Raw genomic sequence first — 13117 nt, 5'->3', positions numbered from 1 at the left:
ACCTGATAAGCCGATAACGCAGTAGAAAGGAGCCACAAACGCTGCCCAAAGGGTTCGGCTAAAAGCGTTTTACTCTTTGTTGAGAGGATTTTGCTTAGAATAACTAGGCTACAAACCTCTCGCCGCGATTAAAACGCTTTTATCTCGAACAAAATTTAACCGCAAAAGGTCAACAGACCCTAATCTTTGATGTTCCCGCTTGTTTCCCGTTTTTGGATGAATAAGAAGAAAACTAAGCGGGAAGTTAAAGGTTAACCAAATGTTACTTCAAGCTCTTCTGCTTTGTGGAACGCAGTATGAGTCGCAAGCTGTGCGCCATAGCGTTGAATGTTAGGGAAACGCTCAATAACACCAAACTTGTTCAGGACATCAACGACAAACGACATCATGAAATCAGCACCGGTTAGGCGTTCTTCAACAAAGTAGCTTTTCCCCTCTAAGCTTTGATCAACGTAACCCATGACTTTCATGGTTTCCGCATCTGCATAGTCCGCTAGGAAATTCGTTTGCGCGCCATCTTTAGCGACAAACATTTTGAGAAGCAATGGAACCATGGCTGAGCTCTCTGCAAAGTGCATCCATTGAATGTATTGCGTGTAAGCTTTGCTGCCACGTTCTGGTGCAAAACGCCCGTCCGCGTACTTCTCAATTAAGTATTCAGTGATTGCACCCGACTCTGTAACGATCTCCTCGCCATCTTCCAATACAGGTGACTTGCCGAGTGGATGAATGCTTTTTAGCTCAGGTGGCGCAAGAAAGGTGACGCTGTCACGAAGGTAGGGCACGATCTCGTAATCTACACCTAGTTCTTCTAATAACCAAATGATGCGTTTTGAGCGAGACTGATTTAAATGATGCAGTTTAATCATAGAAGAATCCTTTCTTATACAGGTTGATTCGTTTGAATAACAAGCTTGCCGAAGTTTTTGCCTTGCAGAAGACCGATGAAAGCCTCAGGCGCGTTTTCCAAGCCTTCCACTAAATGTTCACGATAGTGGATTTTGCCTTCTGCTAGCCATTGGCTTACATCTTTGACGAAGTTTGTGTAGCTTTGCTCGTAGTGGTCAAAAATGATGAAGCCTTGCATCTTGATGCGTTTGACCAGAATGTTACCCATCAGCATCGACATACGATCTGGACCTTCTGGTAACGCTGTCGCGTTGTATTGAGAAATCAAACCACAAAGTGGCACGCGAGCACCGACGTTAAGCAGAGGTAATACGGCATCAAAGACTTTTCCGCCTACGTTTTCGAAGTAGACATCGATGCCTTTGTCACATGTTGCTGCTAGTTGCTCTCCAAAGTCTTCAGCGGTGTGATCAAGACATTCATCGAAACCGAGTGTTTCTTTGGCGTACTGGCACTTCTCCGCACCGCCCGCGACACCGATCACACGACAACCTTTTAGCTTACCGATTTGACCAACCATAGAACCAACCGCACCGGTTGCAGCTGCGACAACTAGGGTATCGCCAGCTTTAGGCTGACCAATTTCCAATAAACCCACATAAGCGGTAAAGCCTGGCATACCAAGTACACCAAGGGCATAAGACGGATGCGTCGGCTCGCTGCCTAATTTAAACAGACCTTCGCCGTTAGATAGCGCGTAATCTTGCCAGCCTGTGTAAGCTACCACCCATTCGCCTGCTTGGAAGTCAGAGTTCTTCGATTCCACGACCTGACAAACGGTCCCGCCAACCATCACGTCGTTTAGCTCTACAGGATCTGCGTAGGATTTGCCTTCATTCATTCGACCGCGCATATATGGGTCGAGAGATAGGTATACGCTGCGCAGAAGCACTTCACCATCACTTGGAGTAGGGATGGCAGTTTGTTCTAAACGGAAGTTCTCTGGGACTGGCGAACCTTTTGGACGGTTAGCCAATACGATTTGACGGTTAAGCGTTTGGGTCATGGTAAGTTCCTATATTAATTATTAGACCAGTCGTCTAGTTTTGTTTCCTAAAAAATCCGCCGTACTTTTTGGGTAAAGATAAGGCGGATTAAGTGTGGTTCGTTATTTGCCTTTTAGCATACTCTTAGTGCTCTCAAGGCTGCGCATTAAACCGGAACGATCTTGATACAGTTTGTTGAGTAAACTAGCGCCAATCCACTGGTGGTAAATCAAGTGGGCAGTCTGTTCTGCTGACTCAACTTGGATAGAGCCGTCTTCAATGCCTACTTGGACACAATTTTCGATGGCTTGCACCACTTGCGTGGCACCAGAAGCCAGTTTTGCACGCATCGCTTCTGAAAGATCAGAGACTTCGGCACTCAACTTCACCACCAAGCATTTGTTGGCATTACATTGGCCATTTTCAATTGCCATCCAGCGCTCGAAGTAGCTCAATAGACGCTCGCAACCAGAGCCTTCACTCTCGGTAAAGTGGACAGTGATCATCTTAAGGTAGCGTGCGAAGTAATCTTCAATCAACGCCTCACCAAATTGCTCTTTTGACTTAAAGTAATGGTAGAAAGAGCCTTTCGGCACATCTGCTACCTTTAAAAGTTCAGAGAGTCCAACACTGGTAAATCCTTTGGTCACTACCAATTGGTAGCCGACATCAAGAATGTGTTGGCGTGTATCGTTCGTTTTTGCATTCATGACTAATACTATAAAAGCGATTAGACCAGTCGTCTAGATTTTTGTGGGTCTTACTTGATCAGTTCGTATTCGATGACATACAGCTCATCGATGTTCGGGTAGATCTCGCGGATAAGCTCTTTCAGTTTTGGCAGTTCAATCGCTTCTTGTTCTGCGTGGAACTCATTGATGTCATCAAACTTCAGTGGTGCCACTGATAGGATTTTGATGTCACATACTTTGCGGTCTGTTTCTAGGGTAAATACTTCCACTTCGGTATTTGGCACGTAGTGGCTTTCTGATTCATCACGAATCGTGATCGTCTTTTTACCTGCAGTGATAAGTGGCGTTAGGAACTCAAAGAAGGTGATTTTAGTTGGATGTGAAGACATAACCGATGCTCATATTAATCTAATAGGGCAAGAGTATATCTCGCCCTTTAAGAAAAATATCCAAAAAAGTACTCACCAAAGACGCCTATGTTGAGTTGCTATTTCGAGGCGTATAGTTTGTCGTTTTAGAGTGCAGAGTGGGTCGAAAAAGCTACTGATTAGCCACGAGTTTTATAAATTTGGCACAGAAATAGCCAAAGATAGTACCTATCCAGTTGGTGCTAAGGTCGTCAAAACTAAAAGAGCGAGTTGCAATAGATAGTTGGCTGAACTCCTCTAGGGAGACAATAAGCAGTAAAAGGATTAGGAGTCGAATCCCAAAAAGGTCATGGCCTGTCGTACGAGTGAGAGTTGGAAAGCTGAATACGGATGTGAGTCCAATTAGGAAGCTAAACAGGGCATGAAATGTAATGGAGCCTCCAAAAAAATTCTCGAAGTAAAGGTATTCTGGATGATAAAAGCTTGAGCTCTTCCATGTGGTGAGAGACAAGGCGATGAGAATGACAATGATAAAAATGATTCGTGAAAGCGTGAAGTGCATGGTTGTTAGCCTATAGGTGAAAATCCTAGCCTGACTTTGACGTAGTAAAGGAACATGAGATTTTGCAGTGTCGTACTGATAGTTATTGCCCAGGCTGAGCCGAGAACGCCAAAAAGATAAGTGAAGACAACCAGCAAAACGATGAGAATAAATGATGAAGTAAAGGAGATTTTTCTTACTGTTTCCTCAAACCCTGTCATTAGTAAGAGGCAGCCTGTTGACCCCGTTGCTGCATTAACCATTTGCCCAAGCGCGAGTATTTTTAATAGCGATGCTGCTGAGGCAAACTCATCACCAAACAACCTCATGATGTATTCGGAATAGAGTAGTAAGACTATTAAAGGAAATGCCGATACCATCAGACTTAATCGGCAGGATAGATGACTCAACCTTTTGAGTTTGTTGAGCTCTTTTTGTTGATAATAAGAAGCAAATTTAGGTGAAAATACAAAGTTAATTGTGACAAGTATAAAACCGACAACAAGTGATGTTCTTTGAGCTGTTGCGAGTAAACCCAGTTCACTTGATGTAATTAACAGCGCAGCAATCGGTAGGCTCAGCCATTGTGCGGATTGCAAAACAATATTTCCTAGCCATATTTCGTGAGCTGATTTGGTTAATGCCTTGTTGCGTGCTGGCTTTATTGAAGTAAGAGCGCCGGATTTAATTCCCAAAATGGCAGAGAGCATCGCCACTACCGCAATTACTGTTAGCAGAACTCCCATAAGCTCATCGCTACTTAATGGTCTTTTTAGCGGTATGCTGATTAGCACCAATACTATTAAGCTGTTAATTCCAAGTTGAAATGAAAATAACGATGAAAACAGCTTGTTCTGTGCCTGCAAGGCGCGACTAATAAGCTGGCTGAAAGCGACCAGTGGTACACCGAAAAGCATCATTATAAAGGTCGATTCTGGTATCGTTGTTTGCGACATAAACAATCGAAAAGCCATGAATGCCAAGCCACAAAGCAGTAAACAGAAGAGCAGGCTATTTTGCAGGGCAACCTGAAGGTTTTTACATTGCTGTGTTCTGTGTTGGTTACTATGAGCAATTGCATTCGTTTTCAGTAAGGCATGGTCATATCCGAGCTGACCAACGATAGATAAAAAAAAACAACAGGTTGAACATAAGGAAAAATTCACCTGTGGTTTGAGCATTTGAAATATGCGCCACCAAAATGGTTAGTGAAATGGCGCAAGCCGAGCTAACCACTCTCAACGCACCAGCAATTACGAGTGAGCTGAATAACTTATCTTTGTAGCGGCTATATTCTTTTAGATAATTAAAGGCTCTAATTTGCATTACTAGGGTCTGTTGATCTTTCGTGGTTAAGTTTTGTTCGAGATAAAATCGTTTTAAGCGAGGCAAGGAGTGTGTAGCCTAGTCATTCTAAGCAAATACTCCTTAACAAAGCATGAAACGATTTTAGTCGAACCCTCTGGGCAGCATTTGTTGGTTATTTCTACTTCGTTATCGACTTCTCATGTAGGCTAGCTACACATCAAAGTCTCTGCCTTGTATAAATCCCCAACAATTCGCTGCAAAAATCAGCTCGCAAGGTCAACAGACCCTAACCATAAATATTAACGAGCGCGAGGCGCTGGTTATTTTCACTGAAAGTGTGGTTGAGTTCTTGTGAAAAACACTCGAAATCTATGTCGTGATAATGATTTATGCAGTGAGCGATCTGCTTAGCCATTTCGTTGGGCGTTTTTGCCAAAAATGGGTAGTTGAGGTTTTCGGTTGCCCCGATAGAACGGATTACCATTGGGACGTGCAGTTTGGATGCTTCAAGGATCGTTAATGGCATGCCTTCCCACGCTGCTGTGTGTAAATACAAGTCGGATTCTTTCAGGCGAGTCATTACTTCGTCTCGAGGTAGCATTCCTGAGACGTTTATACCGCAGTTTTTTAACGCTATTTCAAGTTCAGAGTCACCTCCGCCAATCCAATTTACCGTGTACTTCCTAGCTATCGGTAGATGCTTTAGCTCTGTAAGAGTATCAATCAGAAATTGAGGGTCTTTTTGGGGCGCTACACGACCAAGTATTGTGATTTTGATGGTATCAGTATCGATAGAAGGGGGGCTAGCGATATCAGTATACGTCACAAAGTTGTTTAATAGCTCTGACTTTTTAGCCCCTAACTGCAATGCCAAATCACATTCACGCTGACTGCAACCAGCGACAATATCTATACGCTGAATCAAAAGTTTTTCTAGAGTCCGATAAACAGCTCTTTCAAGAGGAGTTATGTCTTTACGTTCGAATGAGTAGCAGTGTGGTGTATAGACAAGTTGTGCTTTGCCGAAGCGGAGGAAGCGACCAAGAAATCCTGCCTTGCTTGAGTGTAAATGAACAATGTCGGGCTGAACTTGCTCGATAAACCTATTTGCATTCAACATAAACTGGAGGACATTACCTTGACTCCATTGAACGTGATGAAATTCATCTTCACCACTTTCTCTAGTCATATCTTCTTGGCGAGCACGGGCAAAGAGAAAGTGTTGGTATGGCTCAGCTCGAGAAGATTGAAGATAACTATAAAGTGCGGTTTGTACACCGCCGCCAAATGCTTCTGTTATGTGGAGAATCTTTTTCATTATCGGGTACCTTCCATCGCCGTTAACCACTTACTCTTAAACTGTTCTATTTCCTGATCGGAGTAGAGATGGCGATATAGAGGAAGATCGTACATATAAAATAACTTTGAGAAGTCGTACCTTTTCTTAAAATCTGAATATATATTTGAATACCATTTATTTTTGGCTTCATTACTATTTGTTAATTTAAAGTCGTCTATCTGGAGAAAGTTAGATAATTCACTGTCTAATTTTGATAGAGATTCACATTTTACTAATAGAACATCTCGATTGTTGTTACTAAATCGGAAGGATGGCTGTGATTTGTCAGTCTCTTGTTTGAATATGTCTATATTGAAATTTCTATTTAACTCATTATCAAACCAATTTGAAAAGTAGCTTTTATTAATGTGATTATCAAAGCAATATTCGAGATGAAGATAAGTTGCATTCATATCATTATGGATAGATTCGTTCTTTTTTCCTTCGATAAATTGTATATGTAAGTCTTGAAAGAAACGTGACAATACCGTGGCAACAGGGTCTCTAACCAATGTGATTATTTTTAAGCTTTCTCTTTTTTGAAGCAGGTGCTTGCGGTGTTTTAGCACCAAACGGTAAGCAAGTCGCTTAGTTGGCTCAAAAAATTTTTTGACATCATGGGTGTTGTGATACATGTGAAACTCTTCATGATCATCAAATGTATGGATATGATAACTAGGGATATTATTGAGGTTTAATGAGTGCTCGATCGAAGACGACCCAACCTTGCCCATTTGGTAAACAAGTACAAAATTATCTTCACTAAGATATTTATTTTTGTCTAATTGTCGACGAATAGAATACTTCATTAATTCTTCCTTGATTTCTAAATGGTAATATTATTCAGAGATTACAGTGAGTTTGGTTTGAAATGTATGTGAGTGGTGGCTCATTGCGACTGGTATTAAAAGCAGTAAAATGATGGTTGTATTAACAGCAACAAAAAAGACCATGATTAAAGAGTAGATAGAAAGCAGTACCGTTGACCTATTTTTATCTAAGGTTTTTATCCCTTTTAATATGAAAGACAAATAGCCACCAAATAGGATAGCAATACCCACTACGCCATACTCAATAGAAGTGTCGAGTATAAAGTTATGCGTATAAATGGCGAGTTGATCGTAGGTAAAGTAATTGATCATATAAGAAGGTAACATTTTTGCACCGACGCCAAGCATAATATTATTCATTAAAATGTCAGTGCCATTAACTAACAAAAGCTTTCTATGTAAGTTAGATACCCAGCGGGCCTCACTTTGATTAGCAAAAACGATGTCTTCTCGAGTAATTTCTAGTAGTTCTGATAACTGCTCTGAACCGAAGTAGAAGACAGAAGACCAGAAGGTTAAGGCGATCAAAAGTAAGGTTGATATAAGTAAAACAAAGTGCAAGTTGCTTGAGCGTTTATTTTGCTCTTTTTTTAATATCACTTGATCAAAAGCGACCATGCAGAAAAATGCGAGTAGTGCCTTTCTTTCCTGGGAAAGAATCAGCATAGCAAAGGCACATAGCATCATAAGTTTGAACCAAGACACATGGCTGCGATAGATGTAAAGCAGGGCACAGAGAGCACCAAACGCATACTTACTGGTCCCAAGTAACTTAAAGCCAGATTGGTATCCTTGTATGAAGTGCCATGTTGCGACAAAGGAGCAAATCAAAAACAGCCATTGAATCAAGCAAATGATGGTGCGTTTGTCTTCAAAGAGCTTGTAAGCATAGAGGACGCTTAACAAGCTTAGGATTGCTAGCCATTGAGTTGCTTCAGTTATTATGAATTTGGTAGGCACTTGGTTTAATAAACCATTAAGCCCGATATAGGCAATGAAGCAGAGTAGAAAGCCAAAGCATGGGTGATATAGTCGTGTGGCTTTCCCTTCAAGAATGATAAGTAAAGACAGACTAAGTGATGCGAGGCTAGCGAGATCGGAAAGCGCCAGTTTTATGCCAAATATCGATACTTTTATTGGGATAAAAAATAGAGCAAGGATCAAAGCAGCTAAATAACTATATGACTTACTTCTCGGGACATAGTTGAGCGTAGGCTGCATAATATCCCTCCCGAAACTTATCGATAGTATATAGGCTGGCACGTTCTACGGAGTAACAACATGCTTTGTTGTACGCGTTAATATCACCAGTAATAGTCAGAATTTTATTTGCAAGTTCAATGGGTGATCCCGTAGGGAAAAGGTAGTTAGGATGGCCAATTACTTCATCTAAACCAGGGACATCGGAACCCAATACGGGCAAACCACTCGCCATAGCTTCCACAGAGGCTAGGCCAAACCCCTCAACCAAAGACGACTGGACGTAGACGTCCAAACTATTTAAAAAATTCGGTATATCAGAGATAACACCATACCAGTGTACTCGTTGCTCTATTCCTAACGATGTAGCAAGTGCTTGCAACTCTTCTTGCTTGGGGCCTCCACCAGCCAAATGGAGCTCATAATTCTGCGGCAAAGATTGAATTGCACGTAATAAAGACTCATGGTCTTTATGGTTATGTAGACGGCCAGCCATGCCTATTTTGAACACTTTATCATTAGCAAAAGAGTGTCTTGTTTTTGGTTGCATCGTAAACTTGCTTAATTCAACACCGTTGTAAACGACGCTATACTTGCTTTGGTATTTTGGCATGAACCTAATGAGCTCTTCTTGAACTCGACCCGTAATACAAATCGTCATGTCGAAACTTTTATATAGCCAATATTCCATAAACTTGAGCATCGGGTAGTCTCTTCTGCGATTTGTCGTGTTGTGCTCGGTTTGTAACCTTTTTTTGCCAATCGCAAGGAGGGCTAGATAGATCGAAGGGTACAAGTGGCCATGAACTAGGTCAGGCCAACGCAGCAGCTTCCACCTTTGCGCTAAAGTAAGGGATTTCCAACTCAGACATTCGACGCCACATTCCTCTAGCTCAGCCTGGTACTCATTTTCATCTGATAGGATGAGAACCTTAATCTTCAAATGCGGCTCGTAGTGCGATACGAGGTCGATTAGGAATCTTTGAGCGCCACCATTTTTTGATAAGTCATTAATAATATGCAAAATTTTCACTTAAACTCTCCCTTATGTAATTACTGGTATGCGTATCGTTTTATATATTGCGCTTCACCAACTTCGAATTGAGCCTGAGTAATTAACGAGCCCAATATAGGGATTGAGTGGCTAAACTGTTTTGAAAGGGCGAGTTTAACGAGTGAAACTTTGGTTGATTCGTAGCGAATAACAGTAACCAAGCCGTTTGCGATTTTGCCAATAATGAGCGCGTCCGAGACAGACAGAAGTGGCGGAGTATCAATGATGATTCGATCATATTGAGTAGAGAGCTGCTCTATCAGAGTCTGAAACTGAGATGAAGAGAGTAGTTCTTGTGGGTTTGGTGAATGGAGCCCTGCAGGTAATACATCTAGTTCGGTATCTTCTATATGATATATACAGTCTGATAATGGGACCCCCATGGTTAGGTGGTGCGTTAAGCCCACGCTATCTTCTTGTAGTTCAAAGCGTTTAGCTATCGAAGGTCTTCTTAGGTCACAATCAATGATGATGACCTTCTCCATCGATGAAAGTGACGTTGCCATGCTAATGGCGGTCGATGTTTTTCCTTCTTTTGGAATGGCAGATGTGAAAGGGATGACCTGCTGTTTCTTATTCACCAATTTAAGTAGTAATGATGTGCGAATAGAGCGACAGGCTTCCCTGAACAGCGTTTCTTTTTCATGGTTATATACGCGGTGATTAATACCATTTTTACGCAATTTAAACTGTTTGACTTTAGGTATTGAACCTAAGCAAATCACCCCTAGTTTTTCTTCTACTTCAAGCGGGGTTCTTACTACATTTCTCAATGTTTCGATGATAAGAGCTAACACACAGGCAATGATGAATCCAAATGTTGATGCTATTGCCACCAATTTGATGCGCTTTGGCGCAACTGGTAGCAGAGGGGTGATCGCTTGATCAGTAAATCGAGCGGTCACATTCTTATAATCGCTGGTTGCGGTTGTCTCTTTTTGGCGGCTCAAGAACGTTTCATACAGGTTTTTGTTAGTTTCGACTTCTCTTTTGAGTTGGTCGTATTTTGCTTTTTGCTTCCCAAGGGATTGGAAATCAGACTTTTTGTTATTTAGCTCTGTTCGCAGGAGGTTTTCCTGTGCCTTTGCTGCCAATAAGTCTTGCTGCTTACTCATGGACAGTTCTTTAATCAACTGACGCACGCGGCTTTGAATGGATTTAAGTTGTGCTGTCGCTTGAATCATTTTGTCGTGCTTTGGCCCGTATCGCTGTGAAAGCTCGGACAATGCTTTCTGAACTTGAGCCTCTGAGTGTTTTAAATCTCTGATTTGTGCGTGGTTTGCAAATTCATTTATGGATAACAGGCTATCCAGGTTTTGTGATGATTTACTCTGCAATAGCTCAATGAGCGTTTGGGCTTCGATTCGCTTATTCACAGCAACGTTTAGTTTCTTATTGAGCTCTTCTAGTCCATTAGCATAGATATCATCGATACCGTTGATATCTATAAGTCCTTCTTGAAGAAGGTAGTTTTGTAATGCTATTTCTGATGAACGCAAGCGCTCTTCTAGCTTATTCGCGTTGTTTGTCAGCCATGACGCGGCATTTTGAGTCACAACAAGCTTGGCTTCGAAATTTGAGTCGATATAGGCCTGCCCGATTGCGTTAGCGATATCGGTCGCTAGCTGTGGATCAGTTGAGCGAAAGTGTATTTTTACGAGCTGTGTATTTCGTATTGGTTCAATATCTAGTTTGCGTTTATATGAATGAAGTGCCTGGTAAAAAGAGTTTGAATACTGCGATGTTTCTTTTGGATTTGGTGATACATTCAAGGCCTGCTGAACAAATGGGATCGACTTAAGTTCATTGAACAGCTTTTTGACTTTGCTGGTGCCAGTAAACTCGGGATGACGAGTAAGTTCAAACTCGTTGATAATTTTCTCCGCAATATGATTAGATTTCAGTATCACGATTTGAGTTTGAAAGTATTCTTTCTGGGTGGTATCTACGCCATAGACCTCTTCAATGGAGAGAGCACTTTTCTGCTGTTCTTGTATGAGTAGAGTAGCGGTCGATTGATAAACCGACTTTTTTGAGTAGATGTGCCATGTGCAGGCTAAAGAAAAGATCAGTGTAAATAATGCAATACTGAACCAGTGCTTTTTTAGTGTTTGCCAATGCAGGCTAAAGCGAATGAGTTCAGCAGTATTTGATTGAGGGCTTGTCATGTGAGTTCCATTCATTGTGGTGCCTGCGTGTTAGAAAAAGCTTTGATCGATAAACAAAATATCACCGGGCTCAACTGCTCTTTGCATCTTTGCCTTCTCTATTGTTTTACCAGTAGAGTGCTGCGTAAGGTGAATTTGTGTTCTTGAGGCCCGATCGGTTAGCCCTCCAGCGAGTGCGATGGCTTTCTCGATGGTTAATCCTGGCTGATAGGCAAAACCGCCTGGTTTTCGTACCTCGCCGTTGACAAAAAATAGTCGAAAACTGGTGATCGTAACCATCACTTTGGGATTAATCAGATAGTCTCCCTTGAGACCAGTTTCGAGCTCTTCCTTTAGTTGTTTTGGTGTCTTTTGAATAGCTTTAATACGACCTAAATAGGGGTAGTCGAAGTAGCCATCAGACGTAATCAGAATGCGTTCGATAGAAAGGTCTTGTTCACCGTAGACTTGGATCGAAATACTGTCTCCCGTATCAAGCACATAATTTTGTTCGATAGGCTCGGCAAAGGCGGTGCTGAGCATGCAACTCAAAAATAAGATAAAAATAGTTCTGAACATGTTGTTCTATCCTTGCTACAGAGAAAGGTAAAAAGCGAGAGACCACAGATTTTGGTCATAACTATAACCAGCCCAGTTAGACTCTTTTTCTAAGAATTGCCATTTGGCACTAACGCTAAGCCAGCGCCTAAACTGGTAATCAATGCCGACCTTTAGCGAGTAAGAGTCTTCCTCTCTGTCGACTCCGGTGTAGTCTTCGTTGAGATAGAAGGTTGAGAATTCGCTCTTAAGGTAACTATTCCAGTTATGTTCAACTGCCAAATTAATACGGGTTTGTAGGTTGTAGTCGCCATATAGATCTGGATTGATTGCTGCTTGTTTGGTTGATAGGCGGATTAGAGTTTGATTTTGTGGTGTCCATTCAGCACCGATATCCCAACTTAGGCCGGTAAAGTCTTGTCTCTGTGTTGAATTAAAGTGTTTGTCTTGCATACCTACACGTGCAATCCCCGTTGTCTTACCAGAAATTTCCCAACTCGCACCTGTAAAATACGTGGAAGATAAACCGTCACGAGAAATTTGGTTTGGATTAGGCGTTAAGTAGGTTGTTTTCTTTTGCTCGGTACCAATCAACCAGTAAGTATCAGCGGCCATTCTCATATAGAACTCAGCGATCATTGAAGGTGAGCGAAAGTCGTTGTATTTCGCTTTTTTAGTTAGTGAAAATGGTAGATTTTCACGGTAGTTGATATAGCGCTTATCGAGGTAGTTTATGCCTAGTTCAATGTTTCCACGCGCGCCATTAGCGCCAAATCGATATTTGGTGTTCAACTGATGAGTTTGAAAATAAATAAGGTCGGGAAGTGTATCCCCTTGTCCTTCAGTCAAACCTTCACCACGATTCTCATGTTTGCGTTGATACTGATATCGCACATTAAATCGGTTTCTATGATTGAACTCGAAATGGTTAAACCATCTAACGGTATGATCATTGAAGTCGTTACTTTCATCGGAAGAGATCCCCGAATTCAACTTATAGCTCAGTAGGCTTTTGTATAAATTGCGTTCAATGGCGATATCGATACTTGGAATAGCAGAATAAATCGATACTGCTGGAGAATGATTCTTCTCTATCCTGGCTATGTTGTCATTGTATTCGTAGTCCAACGTTAGTTTCGGAGTCAGTTCAAGTCCTGATTCCGTAGCGTAAGACATCGGTTCACC

General features: G+C 41.7%; 13 protein-coding genes. All 13 read right to left on the bottom strand.

The window, feature by feature from the left end:
* Window positions 1-251 precede the first annotated feature (251 nt).
* The gene (locus ACTS60_RS14780; protein ID WP_440888854.1) at window positions 252-869 is read right to left on the bottom strand and encodes a glutathione S-transferase family protein; all 618 of its coding nucleotides are present in this window, start codon (window positions 867-869) and stop codon (window positions 252-254) included.
* 14 nt (window positions 870-883) lie between these two features.
* Window positions 884-1915 (bottom strand): NADP-dependent oxidoreductase, encoded by a 1032-nt coding sequence (locus ACTS60_RS14775; RefSeq protein WP_440888853.1) that lies wholly within the window; start codon window positions 1913-1915, stop codon window positions 884-886.
* Window positions 1916-2017: 102 nt separating this feature from the next.
* On the bottom strand, window positions 2018-2605 hold the full coding sequence (locus ACTS60_RS14770; protein ID WP_440888852.1) for a TetR/AcrR family transcriptional regulator: 588 nt from the start codon (window positions 2603-2605) through the stop codon (window positions 2018-2020).
* Window positions 2606-2655: 50 nt separating this feature from the next.
* A complete protein-coding gene (gene yqfB, locus ACTS60_RS14765) occupies window positions 2656-2976 on the bottom strand; it encodes a N(4)-acetylcytidine aminohydrolase (protein ID WP_005432046.1) in 321 nt (106 codons plus the stop codon).
* A 151-nt stretch (window positions 2977-3127) separates the two neighbouring features.
* Complete coding sequence (locus tag ACTS60_RS14760) at window positions 3128-3517, bottom strand: VanZ family protein (protein ID WP_440888851.1); 390 nt, start codon at window positions 3515-3517, stop codon at window positions 3128-3130.
* A 5-nt stretch (window positions 3518-3522) separates the two neighbouring features.
* A complete protein-coding gene (locus ACTS60_RS14755; RefSeq protein WP_440888850.1) occupies window positions 3523-4677 on the bottom strand; it encodes a capsular biosynthesis protein in 1155 nt (384 codons plus the stop codon).
* A gap of 413 nt (window positions 4678-5090) precedes the next feature.
* Window positions 5091-6122: a glycosyltransferase gene (locus ACTS60_RS14750; RefSeq protein WP_440888849.1), complete on the bottom strand. Its 1032-nt coding sequence runs from the start codon at window positions 6120-6122 to the stop codon at window positions 5091-5093.
* Complete coding sequence (locus ACTS60_RS14745) at window positions 6122-6952, bottom strand: putative capsular polysaccharide synthesis family protein (RefSeq protein WP_440888848.1); 831 nt, start codon at window positions 6950-6952, stop codon at window positions 6122-6124. The genes ACTS60_RS14750 and ACTS60_RS14745 overlap by 1 nt, the downstream gene beginning before the upstream one ends.
* A 30-nt stretch (window positions 6953-6982) precedes the next feature.
* Window positions 6983-8194, bottom strand: a complete 1212-nt coding sequence (locus ACTS60_RS14740) for an O-antigen ligase family protein (RefSeq protein WP_440888847.1) — start codon at window positions 8192-8194, stop codon at window positions 6983-6985.
* Window positions 8160-9206, bottom strand: coding sequence for a glycosyltransferase (locus ACTS60_RS14735; protein ID WP_440888846.1), 1047 nt, complete (start codon window positions 9204-9206; stop codon window positions 8160-8162). The genes ACTS60_RS14740 and ACTS60_RS14735 overlap by 35 nt, the downstream gene beginning before the upstream one ends.
* Window positions 9207-9226: 20 nt before the next feature.
* On the bottom strand, window positions 9227-11410 hold the full coding sequence (locus ACTS60_RS14730; RefSeq protein WP_440888845.1) for a GumC family protein: 2184 nt from the start codon (window positions 11408-11410) through the stop codon (window positions 9227-9229).
* Window positions 11411-11425: 15 nt separating this feature from the next.
* Window positions 11426-11953 carry a polysaccharide biosynthesis/export family protein gene (locus tag ACTS60_RS14725; RefSeq protein ID WP_440888844.1) on the bottom strand — a complete coding sequence of 176 codons (528 nt, stop codon included), beginning with the start codon at window positions 11951-11953 and terminating at the stop codon, window positions 11426-11428.
* Window positions 11954-11968: 15 nt separating this feature from the next.
* Window positions 11969-13108: an outer membrane beta-barrel protein gene (locus ACTS60_RS14720; protein WP_440888843.1), complete on the bottom strand. Its 1140-nt coding sequence runs from the start codon at window positions 13106-13108 to the stop codon at window positions 11969-11971.
* Window positions 13109-13117: the final 9 nt, after the last annotated feature.

The sequence above is a fragment of the Vibrio sp. WZ-1 genome, from assembly GCF_052037695.1.
Classification (GTDB): Bacteria; Pseudomonadota; Gammaproteobacteria; order Enterobacterales; family Vibrionaceae; genus Vibrio.
Note: the sequence above shows the minus strand (reverse complement) of the source record. Positions and strands in the feature narration are given on the sequence as shown.

Bases quoted from the DNA above. Each gene is read 5' to 3' on its own strand.
- ACTS60_RS14780 (WP_440888854.1), bottom strand. From the start codon at position 869: ATGATTAAACTGCATCATTTAAATCAGTCTCGCTCAAAACGCATCATT.
- ACTS60_RS14720 (WP_440888843.1), bottom strand. From the start codon at position 13,108: ATGTCTTACGCTACGGAATCAGGACTTGAACTGACTCCGAAACTAACG.
- ACTS60_RS14755 (WP_440888850.1), bottom strand. From the start codon at position 4,677: ATGCTCAAACCACAGGTGAATTTTTCCTTATGTTCAACCTGTTGTTTT.
- ACTS60_RS14750 (WP_440888849.1), bottom strand. From the start codon at position 6,122: ATGAAAAAGATTCTCCACATAACAGAAGCATTTGGCGGCGGTGTACAA.
- yqfB (WP_005432046.1), bottom strand. From the start codon at position 2,976: ATGTCTTCACATCCAACTAAAATCACCTTCTTTGAGTTCCTAACGCCA.
- ACTS60_RS14760 (WP_440888851.1), bottom strand. From the start codon at position 3,517: ATGCACTTCACGCTTTCACGAATCATTTTTATCATTGTCATTCTCATC.
- ACTS60_RS14775 (WP_440888853.1), bottom strand. From the start codon at position 1,915: ATGACCCAAACGCTTAACCGTCAAATCGTATTGGCTAACCGTCCAAAA.
- ACTS60_RS14730 (WP_440888845.1), bottom strand. From the start codon at position 11,410: ATGAATGGAACTCACATGACAAGCCCTCAATCAAATACTGCTGAACTC.
- ACTS60_RS14725 (WP_440888844.1), bottom strand. From the start codon at position 11,953: ATGTTCAGAACTATTTTTATCTTATTTTTGAGTTGCATGCTCAGCACC.
- ACTS60_RS14745 (WP_440888848.1), bottom strand. From the start codon at position 6,952: ATGAAGTATTCTATTCGTCGACAATTAGACAAAAATAAATATCTTAGT.
- ACTS60_RS14770 (WP_440888852.1), bottom strand. From the start codon at position 2,605: ATGAATGCAAAAACGAACGATACACGCCAACACATTCTTGATGTCGGC.
- ACTS60_RS14740 (WP_440888847.1), bottom strand. From the start codon at position 8,194: ATGCAGCCTACGCTCAACTATGTCCCGAGAAGTAAGTCATATAGTTAT.